Source organism: Bradyrhizobium algeriense, assembly GCF_003062295.1.
Taxonomy (GTDB): Bacteria; Pseudomonadota; Alphaproteobacteria; order Rhizobiales; family Xanthobacteraceae; genus Bradyrhizobium; species Bradyrhizobium algeriense.
Window position 1 is genome coordinate 289,264 of record NZ_PYCN01000004.1, and the last position, 26,012, is coordinate 315,275.

General features: G+C 62.2%; 27 protein-coding genes and 1 pseudogene. 10 read left to right on the forward strand and 18 right to left on the reverse strand.

Annotation, left to right across the window (positions count from 1 at the left end; translation table 11 throughout):
• Positions 1-86: 86 nt before the first annotated feature.
• From C7G61_RS12340 to C7G61_RS12345, 3 genes are all read right to left on the reverse strand, one after another.
• Positions 87-290, reverse strand: a complete 204-nt coding sequence (locus tag C7G61_RS12340) for a cold-shock protein (RefSeq protein ID WP_074278830.1) — start codon at positions 288-290, stop codon at positions 87-89.
• Positions 291-1,034: 744 nt separating this feature from the next.
• Positions 1,035-1,196, reverse strand: coding sequence for a hypothetical protein (locus C7G61_RS44575; protein WP_190241777.1), 162 nt, complete (start codon positions 1,194-1,196; stop codon positions 1,035-1,037).
• Between the two features lie 218 nt (positions 1,197-1,414).
• On the reverse strand, positions 1,415-1,699 hold the full coding sequence (locus C7G61_RS12345; RefSeq protein WP_108514356.1) for an usg protein: 285 nt from the start codon (positions 1,697-1,699) through the stop codon (positions 1,415-1,417).
• Between the two features lie 269 nt (positions 1,700-1,968).
• Here C7G61_RS12345 and C7G61_RS12350 point away from each other — a divergent pair, with 269 nt between their 5' ends.
• The 4 genes and pseudogenes from C7G61_RS12350 (at position 1,969) to C7G61_RS12370 (ending at position 7,347) form a co-directional block, all read left to right on the forward strand.
• Positions 1,969-2,286 carry a co-chaperone GroES gene (locus tag C7G61_RS12350; protein WP_108514357.1) on the forward strand — a complete coding sequence of 106 codons (318 nt, stop codon included), beginning with the start codon at positions 1,969-1,971 and terminating at the stop codon, positions 2,284-2,286.
• A gap of 138 nt (positions 2,287-2,424) precedes the next feature.
• Complete coding sequence (groL, locus tag C7G61_RS12355) at positions 2,425-4,074, forward strand: chaperonin GroEL (RefSeq protein ID WP_108514358.1); 1,650 nt, start codon at positions 2,425-2,427, stop codon at positions 4,072-4,074.
• Between the two features lie 260 nt (positions 4,075-4,334).
• A pseudogene (locus C7G61_RS12365) lies at positions 4,335-4,490 on the forward strand (prolyl aminopeptidase); the annotation flags it as partial.
• Between the two features lie 283 nt (positions 4,491-4,773).
• Complete coding sequence (locus tag C7G61_RS12370; protein ID WP_108514360.1) at positions 4,774-7,347, forward strand: EAL domain-containing protein; 2,574 nt, start codon at positions 4,774-4,776, stop codon at positions 7,345-7,347.
• Between the two features lie 153 nt (positions 7,348-7,500).
• Here C7G61_RS12370 and C7G61_RS12375 read toward each other — a convergent pair whose 3' ends face one another.
• The 9 genes from C7G61_RS12375 to C7G61_RS12415 form a co-directional block, all read right to left on the reverse strand.
• On the reverse strand, positions 7,501-8,652 hold the full coding sequence (locus tag C7G61_RS12375; RefSeq protein ID WP_108514361.1) for an ABC transporter substrate-binding protein: 1,152 nt from the start codon (positions 8,650-8,652) through the stop codon (positions 7,501-7,503).
• An 88-nt stretch (positions 8,653-8,740) separates the two neighbouring features.
• Complete coding sequence (locus C7G61_RS12380) at positions 8,741-9,160, reverse strand: acyl-CoA thioesterase (protein WP_108514362.1); 420 nt, start codon at positions 9,158-9,160, stop codon at positions 8,741-8,743.
• A gap of 9 nt (positions 9,161-9,169) precedes the next feature.
• Positions 9,170-9,931: an SDR family NAD(P)-dependent oxidoreductase gene (locus tag C7G61_RS12385; protein ID WP_108514363.1), complete on the reverse strand. Its 762-nt coding sequence runs from the start codon at positions 9,929-9,931 to the stop codon at positions 9,170-9,172.
• Between the two features lie 31 nt (positions 9,932-9,962).
• Positions 9,963-11,852, reverse strand: a complete 1,890-nt coding sequence (locus C7G61_RS12390; RefSeq protein ID WP_108514364.1) for a feruloyl-CoA synthase — start codon at positions 11,850-11,852, stop codon at positions 9,963-9,965.
• A gap of 1 nt (position 11,853) precedes the next feature.
• Positions 11,854-12,654 carry a crotonase/enoyl-CoA hydratase family protein gene (locus C7G61_RS12395; RefSeq protein WP_108514365.1) on the reverse strand — a complete coding sequence of 267 codons (801 nt, stop codon included), beginning with the start codon at positions 12,652-12,654 and terminating at the stop codon, positions 11,854-11,856.
• A gap of 101 nt (positions 12,655-12,755) precedes the next feature.
• Positions 12,756-13,217: a DUF3237 domain-containing protein gene (locus C7G61_RS12400; protein ID WP_108514366.1), complete on the reverse strand. Its 462-nt coding sequence runs from the start codon at positions 13,215-13,217 to the stop codon at positions 12,756-12,758.
• 2 nt (positions 13,218-13,219) lie between these two features.
• Complete coding sequence (locus C7G61_RS12405) at positions 13,220-14,539, reverse strand: TRAP transporter large permease (RefSeq protein WP_108514367.1); 1,320 nt, start codon at positions 14,537-14,539, stop codon at positions 13,220-13,222.
• Positions 14,540-14,542: 3 nt separating this feature from the next.
• Positions 14,543-15,055: a TRAP transporter small permease gene (locus tag C7G61_RS12410; protein ID WP_108514368.1), complete on the reverse strand. Its 513-nt coding sequence runs from the start codon at positions 15,053-15,055 to the stop codon at positions 14,543-14,545.
• Positions 15,056-15,195: 140 nt separating this feature from the next.
• Positions 15,196-16,212 carry a TRAP transporter substrate-binding protein gene (locus tag C7G61_RS12415; protein ID WP_108514492.1) on the reverse strand — a complete coding sequence of 339 codons (1,017 nt, stop codon included), beginning with the start codon at positions 16,210-16,212 and terminating at the stop codon, positions 15,196-15,198.
• 270 nt (positions 16,213-16,482) lie between these two features.
• On the opposite strand from C7G61_RS12415, the gene pobA reads away from it, so the two are divergent.
• Positions 16,483-17,652: a 4-hydroxybenzoate 3-monooxygenase gene (pobA, locus tag C7G61_RS12420; RefSeq protein ID WP_108514369.1), complete on the forward strand. Its 1,170-nt coding sequence runs from the start codon at positions 16,483-16,485 to the stop codon at positions 17,650-17,652.
• Positions 17,653-17,810: 158 nt separating this feature from the next.
• Entirely contained in the window at positions 17,811-18,239 is a 429-nt protein-coding gene (locus tag C7G61_RS12425; protein ID WP_108514370.1) for a PaaI family thioesterase, read from the forward strand.
• Here C7G61_RS12425 and C7G61_RS12430 read toward each other — a convergent pair.
• Positions 18,236-19,129, reverse strand: a complete 894-nt coding sequence (locus C7G61_RS12430; RefSeq protein WP_108514371.1) for a LysR family transcriptional regulator — start codon at positions 19,127-19,129, stop codon at positions 18,236-18,238. The genes C7G61_RS12425 and C7G61_RS12430 overlap by 4 nt on opposite strands.
• A 130-nt stretch (positions 19,130-19,259) precedes the next feature.
• Between C7G61_RS12430 and C7G61_RS12435 the strand changes: the two genes are divergently transcribed.
• A complete protein-coding gene (locus tag C7G61_RS12435) occupies positions 19,260-19,892 on the forward strand; it encodes a pyridoxamine 5'-phosphate oxidase family protein (protein ID WP_108514372.1) in 633 nt (210 codons plus the stop codon).
• On the opposite strand, the gene C7G61_RS12440 is transcribed toward C7G61_RS12435, so the two are convergent.
• Positions 19,893-20,627 carry a glutathione S-transferase family protein gene (locus C7G61_RS12440; RefSeq protein ID WP_108514373.1) on the reverse strand — a complete coding sequence of 245 codons (735 nt, stop codon included), beginning with the start codon at positions 20,625-20,627 and terminating at the stop codon, positions 19,893-19,895.
• A gap of 64 nt (positions 20,628-20,691) precedes the next feature.
• Entirely contained in the window at positions 20,692-20,940 is a 249-nt protein-coding gene (locus C7G61_RS12445) for a hypothetical protein (protein WP_108514374.1), read from the reverse strand.
• A gap of 102 nt (positions 20,941-21,042) precedes the next feature.
• On the opposite strand from C7G61_RS12445, the gene C7G61_RS12450 reads away from it, so the two are divergent.
• Together C7G61_RS12450 and C7G61_RS12455 are read left to right on the forward strand one after the other, a co-directional pair.
• A complete protein-coding gene (locus C7G61_RS12450; RefSeq protein ID WP_029676419.1) occupies positions 21,043-21,741 on the forward strand; it encodes a helix-turn-helix transcriptional regulator in 699 nt (232 codons plus the stop codon).
• 57 nt (positions 21,742-21,798) lie between these two features.
• Entirely contained in the window at positions 21,799-22,146 is a 348-nt protein-coding gene (locus C7G61_RS12455; protein WP_108514375.1) for a YkgJ family cysteine cluster protein, read from the forward strand.
• 212 nt (positions 22,147-22,358) lie between these two features.
• Here C7G61_RS12455 and C7G61_RS12460 read toward each other — a convergent pair whose 3' ends face one another.
• Together C7G61_RS12460 and C7G61_RS12465 are read right to left on the reverse strand one after the other, a co-directional pair.
• Positions 22,359-22,763, reverse strand: coding sequence for a hypothetical protein (locus tag C7G61_RS12460; RefSeq protein ID WP_108514376.1), 405 nt, complete (start codon positions 22,761-22,763; stop codon positions 22,359-22,361).
• A gap of 202 nt (positions 22,764-22,965) precedes the next feature.
• Entirely contained in the window at positions 22,966-23,319 is a 354-nt protein-coding gene (locus tag C7G61_RS12465; protein ID WP_190241778.1) for a DUF3307 domain-containing protein, read from the reverse strand.
• Between the two features lie 417 nt (positions 23,320-23,736).
• Here C7G61_RS12465 and C7G61_RS12470 point away from each other — a divergent pair, with 417 nt between their 5' ends.
• Positions 23,737-25,134, forward strand: coding sequence for a TAXI family TRAP transporter solute-binding subunit (locus tag C7G61_RS12470; RefSeq protein ID WP_108514377.1), 1,398 nt, complete (start codon positions 23,737-23,739; stop codon positions 25,132-25,134).
• Between the two features lie 2 nt (positions 25,135-25,136).
• Here the strand turns inward: C7G61_RS12470 and C7G61_RS12475 are convergent, their stop codons facing one another.
• A complete protein-coding gene (locus C7G61_RS12475) occupies positions 25,137-26,009 on the reverse strand; it encodes a DUF6537 domain-containing protein (protein ID WP_108514378.1) in 873 nt (290 codons plus the stop codon).
• Between the last annotated feature and the right edge of the window lie 3 nt (positions 26,010-26,012).

Genomic DNA, 26,012 nt, shown 5'->3' on the forward strand with positions numbered 1-26,012 from the left:
GGAAATCGCGTGATGTCCGAACCCGGCGCAGCGAACCGCGCGCCCCCTTCGACGGGAGCCGGCGGGCTTCGCCAGCCCTTCCGAAGTCACCCGACCCTCAAATTCTCCGCCGAAGTCTTCCCCTTGTTGGGCACTTCCTCATAGCTGACCTTTGCACCCTCATTGAGTGTGCTGAGCCCAGCTTTCTCGACCGCGGAGATGTGCACGAAAACATCCTTGCTGCCGTTATCGGGCTGAATGAATCCATAGCCCTTTGTCGCGTTGAACCACTTCACCGTTCCAGTTGCCACCTTGGTCGTCTCCCATATCCGATAGGACCTCAAGACAACCTCATGCCGATTTGGAAGGCAAGCAAAACCCGCCGGGGTGAGCCGGCGGGGCCCGGACTATCGGCTGGTGCCTGCCTTCCTTCCAAATATCCGCGAATTAACTCGCTTTTGAGTTCCCTGGAGGCGCATACTCGGACAATCACCGCTCCGCCTCCTGGGCATTACCGGTGACAGAGAGTGTTGCGCTCCCGCCTATTCGAGGGAAGCATCATGCCCCAGTCTCAACGCCTGTCGTCCGTCATTCCATTCGTTGCAATTGAGCGCCCCGCTTGTCCGACGTGCAAGGCCCCGATGATGCTCGTCAGTATCGAGCCAGCACGCCCGGGCGTCGACTTGCATACCTTTGAATGCGCTATCTGCAACCACGCACATACGACCCTTGCCGCGTATGAAGACCCTATGAAGTCCAAGTCCCTTGGACGCTGGCTTCAAGGCGATTTGCATCCACCCAGGTAAGGCGCGCCGGCGTGAACCTTCGGATTTTGTAGTACTTGAAGGACTAGCGCCCGCAAAGCGTCCCTGATTGAAATCGCAATGTCCGCGATCGTGGCGCCAACAATGTCCTGTATGTTCGGCAATTGCCGCAATGGGAATTGCCGAAGTCCGGAAAGACGGCAAACTAAACTTGCCACTAGCGATGGATTCGCCGTAGCCGCTCCTGATTGCTTTTGACAGGTTAAGCCACTCGTGCCGGCATCAAGCGCCTTAGTTCTTTCCGGGCGGCGGTTCGCTCGCTACTTCCTCTGCCAGTAGCTTTAAAAGCTTCTCCTGCCGCGCGTCAGCTTTCGCTGCCGCCGCTTCCGATGCAGCCACGAGACTGCGATAGAGCTTAAGGTTTTGCCGGCGAATGAAAAATTGATGTTCCATAGCTACCTCCTCTGAGGGCATGGACCGAAGCGCATCGTGCGCTTAAGAATGGAGGATGGGAAGTGTGGACGTGGCGGACCACTTGCCAATTATCGCGACCTTTGCCTTCAGTTACCCCTCTCGCGCTAAGCAGCACGTCCAACATATGCATATGCGCTTTTACTTTGTCGCACCCGGAGTGCGATTCAAATGCCTTTGCGATTTTCGTAGCGCCGGCGTTAATGCAGCCGGAAGACTCCGTCCACGGCGCGTAGTTCGGCAGGCTTGATCAGTTTGGAGTGCGCGACGGTGACCGCAAACAGCGGACCTTCGAGCCTTGTTTCCCAGAACGCAAGGAAATCCTTCAACGCCGGGAAATCCGGAAACATATCGTAGTCCTGCCAGACGTAAGTTTGCAGCAACCAGCGCCGATCCGGACGGCGATAAACGATTTCCGCTGTTGTCAGTCCGTAGCCTAAGAGCTGGTTCCTGAAATCCCTGGAAACCGCATCTTTCTCGACCATGCCAACCTCCAGCTCAACTGAAGAGTAATGCGTGATCCTCAATTCGCCAAAAAGGGAAACGTTCAATAGGTCATAGCAATCAACGCGCTACCAGCATGTTACTTCACCTGCCAGCAGTCGCTGCCTCCTCCAGAAACTCAAGTCGCAGTCAAACATCGTGGGCCGAAGCCCTTGCGCCACAGTGTCACAGGCTTATGTCAAGGGCGGCTAGCACTCGCTCATTGCGACTGCCAATCCAGAAATAATCACAAAAAGCCATGGAGGATCGCATGAAGTTCCGTCCGCTCCACGATCGCGTCGTGGTCAAACGCATCGATGCCGAAGACAAGACCGCTGGCGGCATCCTCATTCCGGACAGTGCCAAGGAAAAGCCCTCACAGGGCGAAATCGTCGCCGTAGGCCCGGGTGGCCGTGACGAAGCCGGCAAGCTGATCCCGATCGACCTCAAGGTCGGTGACCGCGTGTTGTTCGGCAAGTGGTCGGGCACCGAGGTCAAGCTCGATGGTCAGGAACTTCTGATCATGAAGGAAAGCGACATCATGGGCGTTCTCACCGACGTTCCCGCCGCCAAGAAGAAGGCCGCTTAAGCGCTTTAGCCCGTTCCCTCATCCTGAGGAGCCGGCGCAGCCGGCGTCTCGAAGGAAGAGGCCCTGCAATCCAAATCTCATCCCTCAGGAATCCGCCCAATCGCGTGGACCTTGGGATCTGGGAATACGGAGATCATCATGTCAGCCAAGGAAGTCAAATTCGGCGTAGATGCCCGCGACCGCATGCTGCGCGGCGTCGACATTCTCCACAATGCCGTCAAGGTGACGCTCGGTCCCAAGGGCCGCAACGTCGTGCTCGACAAGTCATTCGGCGCTCCCCGCATGACCAAGGACGGCGTCACCGTCGCCAAGGAAATCGAGCTCGAGGACAAGTTCGAGAACATGGGCGCGCAGATGGTGCGCGAAGTCGCCTCCAAGTCCGCTGACGCTGCCGGCGACGGCACCACCACCGCGACCGTTCTCGCGGCTGCGATCGTCCGTGAAGGCGCCAAGTCGGTTGCCGCCGGCATGAACCCGATGGACCTGAAGCGCGGTATCGACATGGCGGTGGAAGCCGTGGTCGCCGACCTCGTCAAGAACTCCAAGAAGGTCACCTCGAACGAGGAAATCGCCCAGGTCGGCACCATCTCCGCCAACGGCGACGCCGAAATCGGCAAGTTCCTGGCTGACGCCATGAAGAAGGTCGGCAACGAGGGCGTCATCACGGTTGAAGAAGCCAAGTCGCTCCAGACCGAGCTCGAAGTCGTCGAAGGCATGCAGTTCGACCGCGGCTATATCTCGCCCTACTTCATCACCAACGCCGACAAGATGCGCGTTGAAATGGACGACGCCTATGTCCTGATCAACGAGAAGAAGCTCTCCTCGCTGAACGAGCTGCTGCCGTTGCTGGAAGCCGTGGTGCAGAGCGGCAAGCCGCTTCTGATTATCGCCGAAGACGTTGAAGGCGAAGCGCTCGCCACCCTTGTCGTGAACCGTCTGCGTGGTGGCCTCAAGGTTGCTGCCGTCAAGGCTCCGGGCTTCGGCGATCGCCGCAAGGCCATGCTGCAGGACATCGCCGTTCTGACCGCTGGTCAGGCGATCTCGGAAGATCTCGGCATCAAGCTCGAGAACGTCACCCTGCAGATGCTCGGTCGCGCCAAGAAGGTGATGATCGACAAGGAGAACACCACCATCGTCAGCGGGGCCGGCAAGAAGGCCGACATCGAGGCGCGCGTGCAGCAGATCAAGGCGCAGATCGAGGAAACCACCTCGGACTACGACCGTGAGAAGCTGCAGGAGCGTCTGGCCAAGCTCGCGGGCGGCGTCGCGGTGATCCGCGTCGGTGGCGCGACCGAGGTCGAGGTAAGGGAGCGTAAGGATCGCGTGGATGACGCGATGCATGCGACCCGTGCGGCGGTGGAAGAAGGCATCGTGCCGGGCGGCGGCGTCGCCCTGCTCCGGGCCTCCCTGCATCTCAAGGGCCTGCGCACCAAGAACGACGACCAGAAGACCGGCGTCGAGATCGTGCGCAAGGCGCTGTCTTGGCCGGCCCGCCAGATCGCGATCAACGCGGGCGAAGACGGTTCCGTCATCCTCGGCAAGATCCTCGAAAAGGACCAGTATGCCTACGGCTTCGACTCGCAGACCGGCGAATATGTCAATCTGATCTCCAAGGGCATCATCGACCCGACCAAGGTCGTTCGCGTGGCGATCCAGAATGCAGCCTCGGTTGCGGCGCTCCTGGTCACCACGGAAGCCATGGTGGCCGAAGTGCCGAAGAAGAACGCAGGCGCCGGCATGCCTGCGGGTGGCGGCGGCATGGGCGGCATGGGTGGTATGGACTTCTAAGTCCAACCATTCAGAGCATAAGAAAGGCCCGGTAGCGATGCCGGGCCTTTTCTGCATCCGCTACATGTCTGTCTCGGCGACGATAGCTACATGGAGGCGACCGCTCTCAAGGGATCGAGTTGCAAGCGGGCTGGAAGAGTGCGAATTTCCGACCATGTCTTCGTCGATTTCGCGAGCCGGATAATGGCGCCACTCCGCACGCTCTATCCACCGATTGAGCCGTACAAAGTTGGTTTTGTAGATGTCGGCGACGGCCATGCGATATACTACGTCCGGCACGCTATGCGTTTCAGTTACACAAGGCCTGGCCTCAAGCCGACTTTCATCTGATCGAGGGCGCCGGCCACGCCTACGATGAACCCGGCATTCTTGATGCGCCGATCAAAGCGACGGATCGTTTTGCGCAGCAAGTCTGACCGGTTACCACCAAACGGATCATGGCCGGATATTTTCGCCCATGGATCATTTTCGACCTGGACGAGGTCCCACGTTAAGTCCCGCCATGTGGGCTTGCTCCCGAAGGCGGATTTCGCGCCGGCCCCTATTAACGAAGCCTTAATCATGATGCGAGTTCCAACCTGCTCGTTGTGAGCTGCACAACTTCCTGAACACGCGCGGCCTTCTAACCTTGCGATGCAGCAACCATTTTCCGTCGGACGCCGGGCGTCGATGATGGCTGCCGGGTTACAAGGTCAGACGATGCGCGCCTCCGATTATCCGACAGTCGAAACCCCCGAATTCCTGCTGGCGGCGCTTGAGCAGGCGAGCGAGGCCGTCGTCATCGTCGACGGCAGCCTGCGCATAAGCCATTTCAACGCTGCGGCTGAATCGATCTGGGGCGTTCGCCGCCAGGAGATTCTTGGACTCGATGCAAGCTGTCTCGGGCTCAATGACCTCACGCAAAATTCCGAAATCACGATCCGGCGCAGTAACGGCAGCCGGCTTCGGGCGTCGCTATCGGTGTCGCGTGTCGAGATCGACGGCCGCAGCAACTACATGGTCTTTGTTCGCGACATCACCGCCGAGGTCGAACGACGCGAGAGGATCGCGTTGCTCAATCTGGTGGCCGACAAGACCAACCGCGCGGTCGTCGTCACCGACCGCAAGCTGCAGGTCGTCTATACCAACGCCGCGTTCTCCGGAATGTTCGGATACTCACCTGAAGAAGCACAAGGACGGCAGGCGAGCCAGCTGCTTGCCGGCCGCTCCACCAATCGCAAGACGCTGCCCAAGCTACGCCGCCGAATCTACGATGAGAGCGGCGCTGAAGACGAAATCCTGGCCTACGACAAGAACGGCGATGAAATCTGGGTCTCGGCCATGGTCAAGCCGTTCCGCAGCGCCCGCGGGCGCGTCAAGTACATCTTCGCCCTGTTGACCGATATCTCCGAGAACAAGCAGTTGCGGTCGCTGCAGCAATTGATCATGAGCGCGTTGGCCGACGAACTCCCGATCACCGAGATTGCCGACCAGCTCTGCCGGCGCGTTGAAACCATTGCACCTGATGTCGTAGCTTCGGTGCTGCACGTCGATTCCGACGGGCTGGTGCACCCGCTGGGTGGACCGAGCCTGCCTGAAGATTACTCTCGCGCGCTTGAAGGCATCGCCATTGGTCCGGCTGTCGGCTCGTGCGGGTCGGCGGCGTATTTTGGCAAGCCTGTACTGGCCGAAGATATCGACACCGATCCGCGCTGGCAGCCGTACAAGGCGCGGCCGCTCGAGGTCGGCCTGAAGGCCTGCTGGTCGACGCCGATCAAGGCCAAGGACGGCCGCGTGATCGGGACCTTCGCCTTCTATTTCAGGGAATGTCGCGCACCGAGCCGCTGGCATCAGCGCATCGTCGACGCCTGCGTTCACCTCGGCGCGCTGGCGATCGAGCGAAAGGAAGCCCGCGCCCAGATCGCCCGGCTCGCCTACCATGACATGCTGACCGGGCTGCCGAACCGTGCGCAGTTGCGTGAGCTGATCAACCAGGCCATCGAAGACTGCGCGCCGCAGAAGCAGCTCGCGCTGGTGTTCCTGGATCTCGATCACTTCAAGGACGTCAACGACACTCTCGGACATTCGGCAGGCGACGCCCTGCTGATCGAATTTACAAAACGGCTGCGCGCCCGTATCCAGTCGTCCGACCTGCTGGGACGCCTGAGCGGCGACGAGTTCGTCATCGCGCTACCGAATTGCGATCCGGCCCGCGCCTCGCTGGTCGCCTCCAACATCACCGAAGCGCTAACGTCGCCGCTATGGATCGACAACAGGCAGGTGCCGATTTCCGCCAGCATGGGCATCAGCATCTATCCCGACAACGCTACCGATATCGATACGCTGATACAGCAGGCCGATGCGGCGATGTACAAGGCCAAGCAGGCGGGCCGCTCCACCCACCGCTTCTTCAGCGCCGACATGAACCGGCTTGCCGAGCAGCGGCTCGTCTTCAGCGCGGCACTCCGCCAGGCCATCGCCAATGACCGGTTGAGGCTCGTCTATCAACCGCAGACCCGAACCGTCGACGGCGCCCTCTACGGCGTCGAAGCGCTGTCCCGCTGGCACGATCCTGATCTTGGCGAAGTCCCGCCTTCGAAATTCATTCCGCTGGCCGAGGAGGTCGGCCTGATCGAGCAGATCGGCCTGTGGTCGATCCGCGAGGCGTGCCGGCAAATGGCCGCGTGGCGGCAAGCCGGACTGGACGTCCCCTGCGTGGCGGTCAACCTGTCGCCGCTCAATTTCCAGAATGCGAAGCTTGCTGCCGTGGTGGCGGAGACCCTCGCAGCCAACGACCTCCCACCCCAGACATTGATGCTCGAGATCACCGAAGGCGTGCTCGTGAACGAGCGTTCGGCCGCGATCGACACCATGAATGCGATCCGCAAGCTCGGCGTCGGCCTGTCGCTGGACGATTTCGGAACCGGCTATTCAAGCCTGAGCCGGCTGGCGCACTTGCCGATCCGCGAATTGAAGATCGACCGCAGTTTTATGCGCAACATCGAGCGTGATGCCAGCGCGCTTGCGATCGCCACCGCCGTCGTCCGTGTCGGCCAGAGCCTGAAAATGGCCGTGGTCGCCGAGGGCGTCGAAACCGAGGGACAACGCAAGCTGCTGGCCGGGCTCGGGTGCGACGTCGTGCAGGGATATCTCTACGCGCCTGCGATGTCGCCCGAAGCGTTCGAGCGATGGCTGCTCGACCATGTCGCCGAGCAGGCGCGGGTGATGCGCAGATGCGTCGACGAGGCCCGTTCGCAGCCGACGCCGTCGCTGGTCGCTTCCACGGGGGGATAGCCGACGACGTAGGGTGGGCAAAGGCGCGATTGCGCCGTGCCCACCATCTCTCTCGTTCGCCGCTCTATGGTGGGCACGCTTCCGCCTTCGCTCGTCGAGCTACGGCGGACAAGTCGCTTTGCCCACCCTACGGACCGCTACAGACCGCGCTTCTTACTTCGCTGGAACGTACTTTCCGTCCTTCACGGTCAGGATGATCCGCGAGCGGTCGTCGAGGCCGTAGCGATCCTTTTCGGTGAAGTTGTAGACACCCTGGCTGGCCGCGATTTCCTTCTCGGACATCAGCGCCAGGCGGATCGCCTCGCGGAAGTCCGGCGTTCCCGGTTTTGCCGTCTTCAGCGCCACCGGCACCACGCGCTTGAGCACTTCAAATGCATCATAGGAATGGCCGGCGAACTGGCTGCGGCTGTTGGCGCCATACTTGGCTTCATAGGCGGTGTTGAGCGCGAGGCCCGGCTTCTTGGTCAGCGCGGTGTCGGGTTGCGTCTCCGGCGACATCACCGGACCCGACGCCATGATCACGCCTTCGGCCGCGGGACCTGCGATGCGGATGAAGTCCATGCTGGCGGCGCCGTGGGTCTGGTAGATCAGGCCCTTGTAGCCGCGCTCGCGCAGCGTGGTCTGCGGCAGCGCCGCGGCGGTGCCGGAAGCGCCGACCAGGATCGCATCCGGATTGGCGGCGAGGAGTTTCAGAACCTGTCCTGCGACCGACGTATCCGGGCGCGCAAAACGCTCCTCGGTGGCGAGCGTCATTCCCATAGGAATGGCCTGGTTCTTGAAGTCGTTGAACCAGAGATCGCCGTAGGAATCGGAGTAACCGATATAGCCGACGGACTTGATGCCGTGCGCCTTCATGTGCTCGTACAGCACCTTGCCCATGATCGGGATAGGCTGCGGCATGGCGACCGACCATTTGATGCGCGCCTCGGTGATCGGAAACGGCGCGAGGCCGATATGCGGAATGCCGGCCTCGTTCGCCACGGTGGCGACCGCGACCGTGGAAGGCGTCGTCGACGACCCCATGATGATGTCAGCCTTGGACTCGGTGACGAAGCGCCGCGTGTTCGTTGTCGCCGTGGTCGGATCACCGCCGTCGTCGAGCGTGATGATCTTGATCGGCACGCCGCCGATTTCCTTCGGCACGAAGTCGAGCGAGTTGCGCTCGGGAATGCCGAGCGCCGCGGCGGGACCCGTCGTGGTGATGGAAATGCCGACTACGATCTCGTTGGTTTGCGCCATCGCCGGCAAGCCCGTCAGAGCAAGCGCCGCCGCGACGGAAGCAGCGGACAGAAAAGTCTTATTCATTCATTCCTCCCTGGATTATCTATTTATCGTTTTAAGCAAAGTCCCGTGGGCTATTCAGCCCCTTCTTTAGGTCATGCGCAGGCCTAAGTCAGCCCCGCATGAATCGCTCGATGATCTCCGGCGGCATCGGCGCCGATTTCAGCTTCGCAGGGTCGTCCGGATGCTTGCCGACCAGCACGCGGGTCTCGAACGCCTCGATCGCCAGTGCCTCGCCCTTGAACACGTTGTGGATCACCTCGAAAGAGGATCGCTTGAAGCTCTCGATCCGGCTTTCGATTCTGATCCAGTCGCCATGGGTCGAGGGGATGTGGAATTTGGCCCGCGTGTCGACCATGGGGATGCCGACCAGGCCATATTTGTGGATGAGGTCCTGCTTCGAATAACCGGCCGCTTCGAACATGATCGAGGTCGAATCGTCGAACATTGCGAAATATCGCGGGTAGTAAACGATGTTGGCGGGATCGCAATCGCCCCACTGGATCTGCACGTCGCGCCGGTTAACGAACATCGAGTACTCCTAGCGCGGCGCCATGCGAAGCGCGGCATCGAGCCGCACCACTTCGCCGTTCAGGTAAGGGTTGTCGATCATGTGCAGCGCCAGCGAGGCGAACTCGTCAGCTTGACCGAGCCGGCGCGGGAACGGGATCGAAGCGGCAAGCGAATCCTGCGCTTCCTGCGGCAGGTTGGCGAGCAGCGGTGTAAGGAAGAGGCCCGGCGCGATCGTCAGCACGCGAATGCCGAACTGCGCCAGCTCGCGCGCGATCGGCAGCGTCATGGCGACGATGCCGCCCTTGGAGGCCGAATAGGCTGATTGGCCGATCTGGCCGTCATAGGCCGCGACGGAAGCCGTGGAAATCACGACGCCGCGCTCACCGGTCGCCAGCGGCTCCAGCTTCGACATGCCTGCCGTCGCCAGCCGCAGCATGTTGAAGGAGCCGATCAGGTTGACCTTGATCACCCTGTCGAAATCGCTTAGCGCCATCGGACCTTCCTTGCCGATCACGCGCTTGGCGACGCCGATGCCGGCGCAATTCACCAGCACGCGCGCCGGGCCGTGGGCGGCCGCAGCCTTGGCGATCGCGGCTTCCGCCGAAGCCGCATCGGAAACGTCGCAGATCACGGCCGTGCCGCCGATCTCGGCGGCGACGGTTTCAGCGAGCGCGGCGTTGAGATCGCAGACCGCGACCTTGGCGCCCTGCGCCGCAAGCCGGCGCGCGGTCGCCGCGCCCAATCCCGATGCGCCGCCGGTGACGATGGCGGCCTGGTCCTTCAACTGCATGGTGTCCTCCCTGACAAACTATTCTTCGAGTTCATGACAGCGTAATCACCTGCGCCGGCGGCGCGGGCGAATAAATCTCCTCGATCAGCGCGCTGCGATTTTCGAGCACCGCGCGCTGGTTGATCGAGCCCTTGTCGGTGACCTCGCCGCGATCGATCGACAGCGGCGCATCGAGCAGCACCGCGCGCGTGATCCGGGTCGACGAACCCGTGGCGCCAGCCACCAGCTGCTGGAAGCGCTCGCGGAAGGCCGCAACAATCAGCGGGTCGGACGCAGCAGTGGCAATGTCGTCAGGCGGAAGCGTCGGATTGATCAGGCGGCAACCGTCGAGGTCCAGCGCCACCAGCGCCGATATTTCGTCGCGGTTGATGCCGGCAATGACGACGTCACGCACCAGGGGCGCACAGGCCGCAACGAAGCGCGCGCGCAACGGCCCAACGCTGACCCAGGTCCCGCTGGCGAGCTTGAAGTCTTCACCGGTACGGCCGTCGAAATCGAACCCGGCATCGAAATTATCAGGGTCGACCGGCTTCAGCGCATCGCCCATTTTGTAGAAGCCCTCCTCGTCGAAGGCCTTCGCGGTCATGTCAGGCTGACGCCAGTAGCCGGGCATCACGTTCGGCCCCTTGGCGCGAACTTCCAGCTTGCCATTGTTGGGCACGAGCTTCGCGTCATTGCCCAGCACCGGCAGCCCGACATGGCCGGAGCGGCTGGTGAGCGGATTGACCGACATGAAAAATGGCGCGGTTTCGGTGGCGCCGAGGCCGGTCAGCATCGGCACGCGATAACCGGTTTCCCGGACCGAAAGTTCGTCCAGGCTGTTCCAGACGAAGGCCGACAGCGCGGCGCCCGAGAAGAACATCGCATGCAGGCGAGCAAAGAACTTCTTCCGCAAGGCCTCATCGTCGCGCAGATAGGGCAACAGCGATTCATAGCCCTTGGGCACGTTGAAATAGACCGTCGGCGAAATCTCCTGCAGATTGCGCACGGTCTCCTCGATGCCGCCGGGCATCGGCTTGCCCTCGTCGAGATACATCGAGCCGCCATTGTACAGCGTCAGCCCGATATTGTGATTGCCGCCGAAGGTGTGATTCCACGGCAGCCAGTCGACGATAACCGGCGGCTCGTCCTTCAGGAACGCCAGCGTCTCGCGCAGCATCACCTGGTTGGCGCAGATCATGCGCTGGGTGTTGATGACCGCCTTCGGGTTACCCGTCGAGCCCGACGTCAGCAGGAATTTGGCGATCGTCTCCGGGCCGATAGCTTCATGCACGGCATCGAGGCGCGGGTGCAGCGGCGTTGCCATCAGGTCCGCCAGCGTGGTGACGTCGCGGCCGGGCACGGCGCCGCGCGAGGCCGCGATCTCAGTGCCGAAGGAAACGTTGGCGGCCAGCGCATCGGCGAATTTCGTGGCGTCGTCGGCGAAGACGAGGCCGGGCGTCAACAGCTTCATCAGATAGCCGAGCTTGCCGTAGTCCCGCGACACCAGCGAATAGGCCGGCGATACCGGGCAGAAGGGAATGCCGGCATAGAGCGCGCCGAACGCGATCAGCACATGGTCGATCGAGTTGCCGGAGAGAATGACGACCGGCTTCTCGACTGAGAGGCCGCGCGCCAGCAGCGCGGACGCGATGTGCCGCGAGGAGGCGAGCAGCTCCGCATAGGTGATCTGCCGCCAGCCCCGCGCCGCGTTCCGCTCCGCCATGAAGACCCGATCGGGCGCAGCTTCAACCCAATGATGCAGGCGGTCGGTGATGCGCACGGGATAGTCGAGCAGTTGCGCTTTCGGGCGCAGATAGATGGTGCCGTCGTCGCGGCGCTCGACATGCACCGCGGGCGTGCCGAACGAGATCGGGCGCAGCGGATGATTTGCGCGCACGGCTGAATCGATCGAGGCGGACATGCTGGGCGTGGCGCTCATGTCAGGTCGGCTTCACCTTTGCAGTCTTGTGGTCGAGAAACGCGCGAATGCGGCGCTTTGCCTCTTTGTCGCTCTGCGCCACCGTCGCCATCAGGGATTCCATCAAAAGGCCCGTTTGCGGATTGGCCTCCGCGATCATAGGCAATGCCTGCAGCACGGCGAAATTGGTCAGCGGCGCGTTCGCAGCGACGCGTTCGGCCAGTTCCAGCGCCTTCGGCAGCGCGCCGCCGGCATCCGTGAGGTATTGCGAGAAACCATAGGCCGAGCCTTCGGTGGCCGAATAGACCCGCCCGGTGAGCATCATGTCGATCATCCGCGCCACGCCGATCAGCCGCGGCAGCCGCACCGAGCCGCCGCCGCCGACGAAAATGCCGCGCTGGCCCTCGGGCAGCGCGAAATAGGCTGACGGTTCGGCGACGCGGATATGCGCCGCGCAGGCCAGTTCCAGGCCGCCGCCGATCACCGCACCCTTCAGCGCCGCGATCACGGGAACGCGGCTATACTGGATGCGGTCGAACACCCGGTGCCACATCTGGGAGTGCCGCAGGCCCTCGGTCGCGTCATGCTCGGTCAGTTCGGACAGATCGAGGCCGGAGGAGAAATGATCGCCGACGCCATGGATGACCACGGCGCCAACGCCATCAGGCAGATTGGAGAAGCAATCCTGGATCGCGAGGATGATGCCGTCGTTCAGCGCATTGCGCTTGGCCGGGCGGTTGAGGCCAACGGTCAGCACCGCGCCCGTCTGCTCGATCTTGAGCAGGTCGGATTGACCCGCAGCGGCGGTGGTGGCGTTTCCCATGGGCGTATATTACTTCCTGTGCAGAATAGTTATATTTTATAACGATTGTAGGAGGAGTCAATACGCGCGGTAAGCCACCCCTCCGGGGGAGGGTGAAGCCCTTACAACACCTGGTGCACGTCGATGACGACGCGGTCGGCGTGGCGGGCGGCGGAGCCGATGAACAGGTTTTCCATCAACCAGCGATATTTCGGAGCCCCGGTCTCGAACCGCGGCACAGTGCGGCAATAGATCAGGTTTGGATCGACCGGCTCGCCGCGCTTGAGTTTCTGCAGCAAGTCGACCGGGCCGAAGCGCAGGCCCTTGTTCTCGACATAGACGACCGCGCCGTCGTCGGTCTCGAAAGCGTATTTCGCTTCCAGCTCGATCAGTTCGTTGGGCCGGATGATCTGGAAGTCCGCGCCGAACGCGCAGACCTTGCCGTTGATCCCCTCGCCCTTCACCTCGCCGCCGATGATCGGAATGATCCGGCGCACGCCGGTGCCGATCTCGCCCGCCGAGGTCACCTCGCCGATCCGGGCGGTGATGGTGAAGACGTATCTGGTCGAAAGCTGCGGGGTCATCGCTAGTGAGCCATCATGCGGGTCGGCAGCCAAAGCGCCAGCATCGGAAATGCGATCAGGATCACCAGCCGGATCAGGTCGGTCACGACGAACGGGATCACGCCGCGGAAGATCGTCGAGAATGACACGTCCTTCACCACGCTCTTGATGACAAAGACGTTCATGCCGACGGGCGGATGGATCAGGCCGAGTTCGACCGTCATGACGATGATGATGCCGAACCAGATCGGGTCGAAGCCGAGATGGGTGATGACCGGGAAGATGATCGGCACGGTGAGGATGATCATGGCCATGGCGTCCATCAGGCAGCCCAGCACCAGATACATCACCATGATGAGAGCAAGAATGCCGTAGGGACCAAGCCCAAGGCCGGTGAGAAGTTCCGTGACCTTCTGCGGGGTCTGCGTCACCGTCAGAAAATAGCCGAAGATCAGCGCGCCGATCAGCACGGTGAAGACGGCAGCCGCCGTGCGGGTGGCTTGCAAGAGCGACGCGAGGATCTTTTCCTTGTTCAGCCGTCCGGTGAGCAGGCCAATCAGGAACGCGCCGGTGGCGCCAACGCCGCCGGCCTCGGTCGGCGTAAAGCGCGGCAGAAACGGCAAGCCGTAAAGTCCGCCAATGACGAAGATGAACAGCAGTACCGGGGCCCAGATGCTCTTCAGGCCCGCAAAGCGCTCGCGCCACGGGATCGGCGTGCCCCTCGGCAGGAAATCAGGCCGAAACCAGCCGATCAGCGCGATGGTCAGCATGTACATGGTCATCGCGAGTATGCCGGGAATGATGCCGGCGATGAACAGCTTTCCGATGTCCTGCTCGGTGATGATGCCGTAGACCGCAAGCACCGTGGACGGCGGCAGCATGGCGCCCAGCGTGCCGCCGGCCGCGATCACGCCGGTGGCGAAGGATTGCGGATAGCCGAAGCGGCGCATTTCCGGATAGGCCACGGCCGAGAAGGTTGCGGCGGTCGCGACCGACGAGCCGCAGATCGCGGCAAAGCCGCCGCAGGCGCCGACGGTGGCAATGCCGAGCCCGCCGCGCAGATGACCGACAAAGCCGTTGGCGGCGCGGAACAGCTCCTGACTCATGCCGGAATTGCTGACGAAGGTGCCCATCAGCAGGAACATCGGGATGACGCCAAAAGTGTAGTCGGTCACCGTGCGCATCGAGGTCTGGCCGACCAGTTTCAGCGCCGGCGTGAAGCCGACGAGGTAGCCAAAGCCGCAGACACCGACGAGCCCCATCGCCATGCCCACGGGCACGCGCAGCAGCATCAGCGCAAACAGCGCGACAAATCCCAGGACGGCGACCGCGTCTGTGCTCATCGCCTACTCCACGGCCTTGATCTTGGGTTCTTCCTGCATCTCTTCCGGATGGAAGATCAGGCGATAGGTGCGGATCGCGATCAGCAGCACCGCAGCGCCATCGCCGGCCCAGGCAACGGCAAAGAACGGCCAGGTCGGCATGTGCAGGTCGAAGGTGAGAACGTTGTCGTTGTAGGTGCCGCGCACCTTGTCGAACAGCGTCCAGGTCTGCACCGCCACCACGAACAGCAGCACCAGCGTGGCGAACACGTCGATCATGCGCTTGTATTTCGGGCCGACATTGGCCCAGACCAGATCGACGGTGATGTGGCCGCCGCGATAGCTGGTGGCGGCGATGCCCCAGAAGATCAGAATGCCGAGCAGCATGCGCCCGATATCGAACGAGTCCGGAATGTTGTAGCTGAGCGTGTTGCGCAGGATCACGGCCAGGAAAATGTTCAGCGCAACGATGCCGACAAAGGCGGCAGCGATCCATTCGATCGTGTCGATGAACCGGTCCATCCACGCGCGACTCATGGCGGCTCCGAGAGGCTGACTGTTTTCTGTTTGAGCATGATCTCTTTCGGAAAACCGGTATCCACTTTTCCGGATCATGCTCCCGGGGGTAAGGAAAAGCCGCGGCGGAGGCCCCGCCGCGCCGGGGTTACGGGATCAGGCTATTCCGCGAGCGCATTGTGCTTCTTCAGCGCCGCGCGCAGCTCCGCCATTGCCGGATCGGGGTCGACGCCGTTCTTCTTGACGCCGTCGCCCCAGGTCTTGGTCAGTGGTTCGGAAGCCTTCTTCCACAGCGCGATCTGCTCGGGCGTGAGCTTGTAGACCTCGTGGCCGGTGTCCGCCTTGATCTTCGCGATGCCGGCATCTTCCATCTTGCCCCAGTACTCACCGACACGGCCGGAGGCCTCGGTGTTGCAATTGTTGTCGATCGCCTTCTTCTGCTTGTCGGACATCTGGTTGTACTTGTCCTTGTTGATGACGAAGGCGAAGGTCGTGACGTAGAGCGGCGCCTCCATGTCGTACTTCGTCACCTTGTCGATGCCGAACAGAAGCAGCGAGCCCCAGGGGAAGGTGACCGCGTCGGCCACGCCGCGTTCGATGATGTCGCGCACTTCCGGCGCCGATGATTGCACATTGGTGCCGCCGAGCGACGTGACGAAGTTGGCCATGGTGGCGTGCGCCGGGCGGATCTTCATGCCCTTGACGTCGTCAGGCACCACGATCTTCTTGGTGCGCGAATGGAACGACGACGGCGAATGGATGAAGGCGAGACAGAACTTGACGTCCTTCATCTCCTTCTCGGCATATTTGCGGTACCATTCGTCCAGCGCCATCGAGCCGCCCTTGGCGTCCGACATCAGGAACGGCAGCTCGCCCGCGCCGATGATCGGGAAGCGGCCGGGCTGATAGCCGGGGTTGACGTAGGTGACGTCGGCGATGCCGTCGCGCGCCATGTCGTAATGATCGAACGCCTTGCCGAGCTGCTGCGCCGGAAACACTTTTGACTTGATGGTTCCGCCGGAATCCTTCTCGACCGCGGCCGCCCAGTCTTCCAGCGACTTCTGCAGCGGATGCGAAGCCGGCACCCAGTGCGAAATCTTGAGGTCGATATTCTTCTCCTGCGCCACCGCAGGTGTCACGCTGGCGGCCAGCAGCAGCGCCAGAAATGTTTTCCTCATCGACATTTTCTCCCTTGGCACGTGGGGCTGTTTTCGATGCCCGATGTTGTTAGTTAACATGTTATCTAAGTCGCTGGTGTTTTCAAGGCGGACGTTCGGCCGCGACGCCTGCTCTCCCCGCTGTTTGCTATAGGTGCACTGCCGCGAAGTGCACCGTATTGTTTTGCGCCAATGTCCTTTGCCAAAACCGTTATATGATATAACTACCACTGCAAGTCTGGGGACCGCTACCCGCGGACCCCTAACCTATAATACCGGGAGGAGCGGGTATTGAGGACAAAAGTAGCAATCATAGGTGCAGGTCCGGCAGGATTGTTGCTTGGGCAACTATTACACCTTTACGGCATCGAAAACATCATTCTCGAGCGCCAGACGCCGGAATATGTGCTCGGCCGGATCCGCGCCGGCCTGCTCGAAGAAGGCACGGTGGCGCTGCTCGACGAGGTCGGCGCCGGCGCGCGCGCCCATCGCGAGGGGCTGGTCCACCATGGCGTGGAGCTCGCGTTCGGCGGCGCGCGCCATCGCATCGACATGCACGCCGCCACCGGCAAGACGGTCATGATCTACGGCCAGACGGAAGTAACGCTCGACCTGATGAACGCCCGCAAGGCGGCCGGGCTCACCACGGTCTACCAGGCCGCCGACGTCAAACCGCATGATTTCGATAGCGACCGCCCGCGCGTCAGCTATGTCAGGGATGGCCTCACGCACGAGATCGAATGCGACTTCATCGCCGGCTGCGACGGCTTTCACGGCGTCAGCCGCGCCAGCGTAAAACCGTCGACAATCCAGACCTATGAGCGGATCTATCCGTTCGGCTGGCTCGGCATCCTGTCGGAGACCCCGCCGGTCAGCTCTGAGCTGATCTATTCCAACCACGCGCGCGGATTTGCGCTCTGCACCATGCGCTCGACCCGCCGCAGCCGCTACTATGTGCAGTGCCCGCTCGACGACGATATAGCGCAATGGCCGGATGAACGCTTCTGGGACGAGCTGAAGCGCCGGATCGACCAGAAGGCGGCCGACGAACTCGTGACCGGCCCCTCGATCGAAAAGAGCATCGCGCCGCTGCGCAGCTTCGTCGCCGAGCCGATGCGGTTCGGCCGGATGTTTTTGGCCGGCGACGCCTCCCACATCGTGCCACCGACCGGCGCCAAGGGGCTGAACCTTGCCGCCAGTGATGTGCACTATCTTTCGCAAGCGTTTCGCGAGTATTATGACGAGAAGTCCTCCGCCGGCATCGACGGTTACTCGGCCAAGGCGCTGGCGCGAGTCTGGAAGGCGGTCCGCTTCTCCTGGTGGATGACCTCGATGCTGCACAAATTCCCCGACGAGGGCGAATTCGGCGCACGCATTCAGCTTGCCGAGCTGGATTATGTCGTCAACTCGAAGGCGGCCTCGGCGTCGCTGTCGGAGAATTATGTGGGGTTGCCGTTTTAGGTTCTTTCGCGTCATTGCGGCAGCGACGAATCGTAGCCCGGATGGAGCCACCGCGATTCAAACACCCGCCCAAATCCCGTTTAAAACTTTGTAGGTGATGCGCTGCACACCCCGATAGCGTTCAATGACGAGAAACATCGTCAACCCGCGAGCCGCACATGACCGCACCCGACATCCCCGAAGGTTTTGAGCGCCACACCCGCAAGAGCCCGCTGACCGATCCCTGGGAGCCGCTGTATTCAAAGCGGACCGACAAGGCCGTGATCCTCGGGCTGCGGCTGGCAAAGCCGCACACCAACGGCCGCGGCATGATCCATGGCGGCCTGATTGCTGCGCTTGCCGACGGCGCCATGGGCCATAGTTGCGCCCATGTGATGGGCGGGGTGTCGTCGCTGGTGACAATCGGGCTCGCGGTCGATTTCGTCGGGACCGCCGAGGTCGGGCAATGGCTCGCGGTCGAGAGCGATGTCGTCAAGACCGGCAAGACGGTCTGTTTTGCGCAGAGTTTGATCAAGGCCGACGGCGTCGTGATCGCGCGGGCCAACGCGACGTTTCGCGTGGTGCCGAAGAAGGAACCGGTGAGCTAGCCAAAATGCCAGTCGCTGGTCTCGGTCACCAGATCGATGAAGGTGCGCACCTTGGCCGACAGCAACCGCGATGTCGGATACACGATGTGAATCGGCATCGCCGGCTGCTCAAATTCCGCCAATACGATTCTAAGCCGCCCCGCTTTGAGCGATTCGGCGGCCTGATAGGCCATCACCCGCGTCAGTCCGCCGTCCGCTTCCGCATATTGGATGGCGGCGTCCGAACTGTTGGTGGCGAAGCGCGGCGTGCTGGCGACGCGGATCTCGCGGCCATCCTCGACGAAGCGCCAGTCGAGCGCCGCCGTCATGGCGCCGAACTGAATGGTGTCATGCGAAGGAACCTCCCCTGGCCGCCCCGGGTCACCGCGCGCTTTGAGGTATCCGGGTGAGGCCACCACGATCCGCCGCATCTCGCCGACATGGCGCGCCACCAGCGTCGAGTCGGGCAGATGGCCGATTCTAACAGCGAGATCGACACCGTCCTCGACGAGATTGACCATGCGGTCCGACAAACGAAGGTCGACGGCGACATCGCCATAACGTTTCAGGTAGGCGGTCACGATTCCGCCGACGTGCAGCCGGCCGAACCCGACCGGCGCCGAGATGACGAGCTGCCCCTCCGGCCGCGTGCGCTCGCCCTCGATGGCGCCCTCGGCCTCCCCGATATCGGCCAAAATCCGCCGCGCGCGCTCCAGGTAACGCGAGCCAGCGTCGGTCAGCGTCACCTGCCGCGTGGTCCGCTGCAGCAATCGCGCGCCGAGGCGATCCTCCAGAGCCGCAATCAGCCGCGTGACAGCAGACGGCGACAGGCGGAGCTTCCGGGCCGCGGGGGCAAAACCTCGCAGGTCGGCCACGGTGACAAAAGCCTGCATGGCATCGATCCGGTCCATCCAACTATTGCATAATCCGCAATAGTGAAGTGTCAATTCCGAAGATTGTTTTAGTTATTTGAACATCCATTTTGAAGCGGAAGGACGACCGTTTTGGCGCCCATGACGGGAAGGCTCCTGGGAGGCTCAGATGTCTGACGTTCACACCTATTCCAGCGACGTCGCCTTCACCCCGGCGGTGAAGGCGATCCAGACCCGCAAGGGCTCACGCGAGGCCTATGCAAATGTCGAGGCGCGCGGCGGCTGGCGCACCGAGATCGACGAAAATCTCGCCGGCTTCCTCGCCGAGACCAACAGCTTCTATCTCGCGACGGCTGCCGCGGACGGCCAGCCCTATATCCAGCACCGCGGCGGGCCGAAGGGCTTCATCAAGATTCTCGACAAGAACACGATCGCGTTTGCCGATTACAGCGGCAACCGGCAGTACATCACGCAAGGCAATCTGTCGGAGAATCCGAGGGCACATATTTTCGTGATGGACTACACCCATCGCCGCCGCGTGAAGATCTGGGGCGAGGCGCGCGTGGTGGAAGACGATGCAGCCTTGACCGACGCACTGATGCCAAAGGGCTACAAGGCGCGCCCGGAGCAAGTGATCCTGTTTCGGATCACAGCGTGGGACACCAATTGCCCGCAGCATATCCCGCAGAAGTTCGACGCCGCTGACGTCGCGCAGGCGCTTGCCTTGCGCGATGCCCGTATCGCCGAACTCGAAGCGGAGCTGGCCGCATTGAAGGGCAAGCCCGCGCCGGCGATGCCGTAATCAGGCGGCTTGCTCTTGCTGCACCGGCGCCCAGGCGAATTCCGGGTAGTACAGCAGCATCATCCGGTCGACATAGGCGGTGAGGTTGGCGAACTGCTCGGTCCGCTGCCGCAGCGGCGATTCGAAGAACGGCGTCAGGATTCCGGCGAGCGCGCCGAAGGCGGTGGCGTCCATGCCGCATGGCGTTTCGCCCATCAGAAACGGCTTGTCGCCAAGCTGCACCGACAACGCAAACAGCGAGCGCACGGCGAGATCGACGTCCTCTTCGGGCGCGTGACGTCCGAGGCCGCTGAGCAGATAATTCTCGGCGACGCGGAACTGCGCGTCCTCGCGCAGCTTTTCGCGCAGGTGCAGCGGCACGCTGTCAAAGAAATGCGCGGGGCCCTTGGCAAAATTATCGCCATCGACCCAGCGCGCGCCAACCAGTGCCCAATAAACGTGGTGTTCGATCATCCGCTCGAACGCCCAGGCCTGCGCACGCGCCTGCAGGCTGAGCGGCGCGTCGAAATCGAAACCGTATTTGGCTTCCAGATGCGCGCGAATGAAGGTGGAATCGGCGATTGTCTCGGCCTCATCGACGATATAGGGCAACTGCCCCTTCGGCGAAGCCGGCGGCTTGGCCTTCTCCTTGCGATAGGCAAGACCGGCCATTTTCAGCTGGACCTCGGTTTTGGTCACAAAGGGGCTGATCTCCGGCAGGCCGAAGCCGGCGCCGAAGCCATAAAGGGTAATCATGCTGGTCTCCCGATCTCCAAAAAACGTGTCCCGAGGCTAGTGCCCCCCTGCTGCCACCATGGTGTCAGCAGCAACAATGCCGGCCGCGGCCCTCCTCTGGCCGCGGCGTGCGGGCCTTGCGCACCCACGAGACAAGCTGCCCTTGCGCAAAGGCGCACATTGCTGTGAATGAGCGCCACGCCAGCTCAACCATCGCCCAGCGCAGATCGGTGGTGACGCACTGGATGGAAACCAGCTGTTCCAACGCAAATCCCTGGGCATTTTCGAGAGGTCCGGGGCTTCCCCGGAAGCCGAAATCGCTGAAAATCGTCATGGACAAATTCCCTTCACTTGAGGTGTTGTCCCGATATACCCACCCCCTGCTGCCAACATGCTGTCAGCATCGGGCAGGTGCTTTTAGAAAAGAGAACGCGCCATGCGACGGGCCGACCGGCTGTTCCAGATCATTCAGGTGCTTCGGCGCACAAGGAAGCCTTTGACGGCGGATGCCATCGCCGCCGAGTTGGAAACCTCAAAGCGAACCATCTACCGCGATATAACGACGTTGATCGAACAGCGCGTGCCGATCCGCGGCGAAGCCGGCGTGGGCTACATCCTGGAAAAGGGATTCGACCTGCCGCCCTTGATGCTCACGCCGGATGAGATCGAGGCCTGCGTGCTCGGCGCGCAGTGGGTGGTGGGCCACGCCGATCCCGCGCTGGCGCGCGCCGCGCAGGACCTGATGGCCAAAGTCGCCGAAACCGTGCCGGAGCGCCTGCGGCCCTTCGTGCTGGAGCCGGCCAGCCGCGCCCGATCGGCATGGAACCGGGAGCCCGACCGCATCGACATGGTGCGGACCCGGACACAAATCCACGAGGGCAAAAAGATCACGCTGAACTATCGCGACGAGCACGGGCGCGGCAGCCAGCGTACGATCTGGCCGATCGCAGTCGGCTATCACGAGGCGGTGCGGATACTCGCGGCGTGGTGTGAACTGCGCAAGGATTTCCGCAGTTTCCGCACCGACCGCGTCGTCGACGCGGTCTACCATGACGAAAAATATCCGGAGCGGCGCGACATCCTGCGGGCGAAATGGCGGCGCAGCCTGGTCTGGGAAGCGCCCAAGGATACCTGAAGAGGATACCTGACGCGGGTGGCTGGCCGCGGCCGTCGTTCCGGGCTAAACGCAGGCATGCAAGGAATCGCCGCCGATCACGAAAACCCCTGCCAGGCCTGCGGCGCCTGCTGCAGCTACTCGCAGAACTGGCCGCGTTTCACCACCGAGGACGATGCGGCGCTCGACCTGATCCCGGAAGGGCTGGTCAACGAAAGATTGTCGGGAATGCGCTGCGACGGCGACCGCTGTTCGGCGCTGTCAGGCAAGGTCGGCGAGGCGACGGAGTGCCTGGTCTATGCGGTGCGGCCCGAAGTGTGCCGCACCTGCATGCCCGGCGATGTCGAATGCGCGATGGCGCGAAAGCGCCACGGATTGCCGGTGCTTCCCGTCGTCCCTGCGAACGCAGGGACCCATACCGCGTGATTTATCGATAAGGCAGTTTGGCCGACGCCTTCTGTAACAACCGAGGCCGGTGGCTATGGGCCCCTGGAAGGGGGAGGATGGAGGCGGCTTTGCTTGAGCAATCTGCAGCGGCGCGTTGGCTAACGCAGAGCGTCTGCGCCCCCGTGCTTTCTCGATAGATCACGCGGTATGGGTCCCTGCGTTCGCAGGGACGACCGAAGAGCTGGACTGACTTACGCCGTCACCGCTTCCGCAATATCCTCGTCGTCGATTTCGTCCTCGATCGGTTTGAAGGTCGAGAGCGGCTTGGTCGAAAGGGTGATCGGCTTGCGACCGCCGTGGGATGACGATGAGGCGGAACGCGCGGCGGGTTCGCGCGACAGCGCATAGAGCGTTGAACCGACCCGGCCGCCGAAATGAATCAGCTCGCGTTCGGTGCAGCTTGCTGCAATCGCAACAGCTAGCGCGTGCAGATGGCTGCGGCGGTAGCAGAATAGCGCCAGCATGGCACGGACCTCGGACGAAACGCTCTCCACCAGAAGCGGCAGGCCGTTTGCATTGGCGCGATACATCTCGCCAAGCAGCTCGTCGCGGACCGGACAGAAATCGTTCTCGAAGGCGTCGCGGCTTGAAAACATTGCGGGTTCTCCCTTTGCGGAAGATGCAATGCAATACTCTAATGAAAGGTTAACCACGCGCATCAGTAGTGCTCCGGGTGTCTTGCCAGACACACCCGAATCGAAAATCGGAACATGATTCGCACCAGAGCGAATGCTTAGCCTTCCGATACCGGAGCAGGATTGAAACAGGGAGGCCGCTGCCGCCGCTGGCCGCGCGGGATCAGTTCGCCGCCATGAAGATCGACAGGCCGAAACCGGTGAGGTGGTGCAGCGCCTGATCGACGCCGATCAGCGTCCAGAACCACGGATGCTCGTTCTCCATCGTCACGCCGTAGCGGGAAGCGAAGATCCCCTTGATACGGTCGATGGTGATGTGAATCGCGAAGTCGATGAAGGCGACGAACCAGAATCGCGGCGCGACGATCAGGATCAGCGCCATCGCTACCGCGAGGTGGACGAGGCAATGCGCCAACAGCGGCAGGGCCCAGCCGGTCTTTTGATCCTTGCCGATCGCCATCCAGGAATTCTGCAGCATGAAATCGGCAATGATGTGCTTCACGGTCAGAAGCAGCATCCATCCTATCAGCGCACCTACCGGGACCGAAGACGACATCGAAGGAAACAACAAAGCTGACGCCCTTTTCTGGGACTGGAGAGGTAGCGAAAAACCGGGACCTAGGCTGTCAGCGCAATGTTGTTGTCAAACCCGGACTGTTCGAACGTTGCCTTTATTTATGACATCTCCCGGGCCGGAATGCACCTGTGGGTAGTCTGAAAATCGCACGGTGTGGCGGAACTGCGATACTGCGGCGCGGCGCGCAGCGTGGTTCGCGGGGTAAGGTTACCGGCCGGCCCGGTTTGCAATCCCATAGGAGCGGGCTATCATTGGCCGTCGGGCAAATTATCGTTCTTTTCTAGGCATTTACGAATTCATTTGGACGGCCTGCGGCCTGCTCGGCGGCGACACGTCCCTGACCTCCGGGTACGAGCCATGAGTGCTGAAGCCCCAACGCCGCATCCGGAAATGCCGCGTCGCCGTTCGCGGGTCGTCAAGAGCAACCGGACCCAGATCCTGCTGTTTTCCATCCTGACCCTGATCCTGACCGCCGCCGTGGTGTGGGGTGGCCGGGCGTGGGTTCGCAATTCCGAGACGCTGGTGTTTGCCGTCGGCGAGGCCAACGGCCCCGAGGCGCGCTTTGCCGCCCGGCTGGCGGCCGTGCTGAAGAATAATTCCTCGCGGCTGCAACTCAAGATCGTGCCCAACGGCGACAATGCAAAGGCGTTGTCGCAGTTCGACCGCAAGGAAGCCAATCTCGCGATACTGCGCACCGACGCCAGGATTCCGCCCCGCGCCCGTGCGCTGGCAATCCTCGATCACGACCTGCTTCTCTTGATCAGCCCGAACGGCAAGAAGATCAAATCCATTGCCGAGCTGAAGAAAAAGAAGATCGCGGTCGTAGCCGACAGCGAGAGCGGGGCTGCGCTGGTGCGCAATATTCTCGAATTCTCCGACACCCCGGATGCGGCACGGGTCCAGATGGCGCCGCCGGGCGCGACCTTCGACCAGCTGTTCGCCGCAGGATTCGGTGCCGTGGTCAAGATCGCGCACGCCTCGCAGATCGTGAAGGACAAGAGCTACGAGCAGTATACCAGGCGCGGCGGTTTCACCCTGAATGCGATCGATTCGGCGAAAGCAATCGCCAGGAAATACCCGGCGATTTCAGAAGAAACGGTGGCGACCGGAATGCTGTCCGCCTCGCCCGCTGTCCCTGCGGAAGACGTCGACACGATCGGGCTGGAATGGCTATTGGTCGCCCAATCCAAGCTCTCGACCACGACCGTGAGCGATCTGGCGCGGATCATCTACGAGAACAAGGCCGAGCTCGCGCTCACCGACGGCTTCGCCTCCAAGATCGAGCCAGCCGCGACCGACAAGGACGCCTTTATCGTGGCGCATCCGGGCGCTGCCGAATACATCAACGACGAGATCAAGTCCTTTGTCGAGCGCTACAGCGACCTGATGTATGTTGCGCTCGCCGCGCTCAGCATCATCGGCTCGATCTTTGCCGCCATCTACACCAAGGTCACCCGGATCGCGCCGGAGAAGGCCAGCCAGCTCGCAACCGCCATTCTCGATATCGGCGAGCGCATGGAATACGCCAAATCGCTGGACGCCCTTGACGAACTTCAGGACGAGCTGGAAACGATCCTGCGCGGCGTGGTGATCGGGTTGCGCGACGGCACCATCAGTAGCGACGGGCTGGATACCTTCAAGCTCGGCTATGAATTCGTGCGCGACGAGATCGGCTTGCGCCGTGAACATCTCAAGCGGCACCCGCCGTCCCAGGACGACAAGGTGGTGGCCGTGAAAACCGCGCAGAGCGCGTAAAATCAGGCCGCGTTCGAGCCGGCCGGCAGCCGCGCCCGGATTTCGGCGATCTTGCGCTTGAGCGCCGCCTGCTGCGGGTCGGGCAATGCGGCGGCGCGCGCCTCGGTCACCGCCCCGGCAAGATCCGTCAAGGCCAGCACGCCATCGAAGGTCGGCTTGACCAGGCCGTCGATGATCGCATTCCAGTCCGCCAGGCCCTGACGATAGACGTCGCCATATCCCTCGATCATGGTCGCGGTCTGCACGATCGCGGGCGCGGCCTGGGGCTGCTTGGTCAGGCTGCGGTCGATCATGTGCAGCCAGCGTTCGACCCAGACCCGCTCCTTGGCGTAACGCACCGAAAGCAGCCGCCAGCGCCGCAGCCCCGCCTCGATCTTGAGGCGGCGGATTCCGAACCGGCTTGCCGTACTGAAACGGATGGAGACCCGCTTGTGCAACCAGCCCGCCCATTCGAGTGCGTCGAGCAGATACTCGGCGATAACAGCGGGTAGCGCGCCGATCAATTCTTCTAACCGGAATTTCCTGACGTCGACGGATCCGGCCGGCGCGCCGGGCCGGCCGTCGAGTTCGGCAAGCTTGAGCTGCGCGATCCGGATCGGATCTTCATAGGTCATGCGCACCGCCATCAGCCGTGCAATTTCGGTCAGCATCACCTCGTCGACGCCTTGTTTGCCGACGAACCGCCGCAGCCGGTGGACGTAAAGCTCGGCGTAGCTGGTTCCTTGATAGTTGATCAGGAGATGGATGGCGTCGCTCGCCACCGCCATCACCGGCTCCGGCAATCCCTCGGGCAAAAACGGCGGCGTGTCGTCATCCTCGCCGATGAAATCCGCGAACAGATAACGCAACGACGACAGGATACCGCGGTCTGACACTCC

Excerpts from the sequence above, each read along its gene's own strand:
- C7G61_RS44575 (WP_190241777.1), bottom strand. The coding sequence starts at position 1,196 with ATGGAACATCAATTTTTCATTCGCCGGCAAAACCTTAAGCTCTATCGC.
- C7G61_RS12345 (WP_108514356.1), bottom strand. The coding sequence starts at position 1,699 with ATGGTCGAGAAAGATGCGGTTTCCAGGGATTTCAGGAACCAGCTCTTA.
- C7G61_RS12350 (WP_108514357.1), top strand. The coding sequence starts at position 1,969 with ATGAAGTTCCGTCCGCTCCACGATCGCGTCGTGGTCAAACGCATCGAT.
- groL (WP_108514358.1), top strand. The coding sequence starts at position 2,425 with ATGTCAGCCAAGGAAGTCAAATTCGGCGTAGATGCCCGCGACCGCATG.
- C7G61_RS12370 (WP_108514360.1), top strand. The coding sequence starts at position 4,774 with ATGCGCGCCTCCGATTATCCGACAGTCGAAACCCCCGAATTCCTGCTG.
- C7G61_RS12375 (WP_108514361.1), bottom strand. The coding sequence starts at position 8,652 with ATGAATAAGACTTTTCTGTCCGCTGCTTCCGTCGCGGCGGCGCTTGCT.
- C7G61_RS12380 (WP_108514362.1), bottom strand. The coding sequence starts at position 9,160 with ATGTTCGTTAACCGGCGCGACGTGCAGATCCAGTGGGGCGATTGCGAT.
- C7G61_RS12385 (WP_108514363.1), bottom strand. The coding sequence starts at position 9,931 with ATGCAGTTGAAGGACCAGGCCGCCATCGTCACCGGCGGCGCATCGGGA.
- C7G61_RS12390 (WP_108514364.1), bottom strand. The coding sequence starts at position 11,852 with ATGAGCGCCACGCCCAGCATGTCCGCCTCGATCGATTCAGCCGTGCGC.
- C7G61_RS12395 (WP_108514365.1), bottom strand. The coding sequence starts at position 12,654 with ATGGGAAACGCCACCACCGCCGCTGCGGGTCAATCCGACCTGCTCAAG.
- C7G61_RS12400 (WP_108514366.1), bottom strand. The coding sequence starts at position 13,217 with ATGACCCCGCAGCTTTCGACCAGATACGTCTTCACCATCACCGCCCGG.
- C7G61_RS12405 (WP_108514367.1), bottom strand. The coding sequence starts at position 14,539 with ATGAGCACAGACGCGGTCGCCGTCCTGGGATTTGTCGCGCTGTTTGCG.
- C7G61_RS12410 (WP_108514368.1), bottom strand. The coding sequence starts at position 15,055 with ATGAGTCGCGCGTGGATGGACCGGTTCATCGACACGATCGAATGGATC.
- C7G61_RS12415 (WP_108514492.1), bottom strand. The coding sequence starts at position 16,212 with ATGAGGAAAACATTTCTGGCGCTGCTGCTGGCCGCCAGCGTGACACCT.
- C7G61_RS12425 (WP_108514370.1), top strand. The coding sequence starts at position 17,811 with ATGACCGCACCCGACATCCCCGAAGGTTTTGAGCGCCACACCCGCAAG.
- C7G61_RS12430 (WP_108514371.1), bottom strand. The coding sequence starts at position 19,129 with ATGGACCGGATCGATGCCATGCAGGCTTTTGTCACCGTGGCCGACCTG.
- C7G61_RS12435 (WP_108514372.1), top strand. The coding sequence starts at position 19,260 with ATGTCTGACGTTCACACCTATTCCAGCGACGTCGCCTTCACCCCGGCG.
- C7G61_RS12440 (WP_108514373.1), bottom strand. The coding sequence starts at position 20,627 with ATGATTACCCTTTATGGCTTCGGCGCCGGCTTCGGCCTGCCGGAGATC.
- C7G61_RS12445 (WP_108514374.1), bottom strand. The coding sequence starts at position 20,940 with ATGACGATTTTCAGCGATTTCGGCTTCCGGGGAAGCCCCGGACCTCTC.
- C7G61_RS12450 (WP_029676419.1), top strand. The coding sequence starts at position 21,043 with ATGCGACGGGCCGACCGGCTGTTCCAGATCATTCAGGTGCTTCGGCGC.
- C7G61_RS12455 (WP_108514375.1), top strand. The coding sequence starts at position 21,799 with ATGCAAGGAATCGCCGCCGATCACGAAAACCCCTGCCAGGCCTGCGGC.
- C7G61_RS12460 (WP_108514376.1), bottom strand. The coding sequence starts at position 22,763 with ATGTTTTCAAGCCGCGACGCCTTCGAGAACGATTTCTGTCCGGTCCGC.
- C7G61_RS12465 (WP_190241778.1), bottom strand. The coding sequence starts at position 23,319 with ATGCTGCTTCTGACCGTGAAGCACATCATTGCCGATTTCATGCTGCAG.
- C7G61_RS12470 (WP_108514377.1), top strand. The coding sequence starts at position 23,737 with ATGAGTGCTGAAGCCCCAACGCCGCATCCGGAAATGCCGCGTCGCCGT.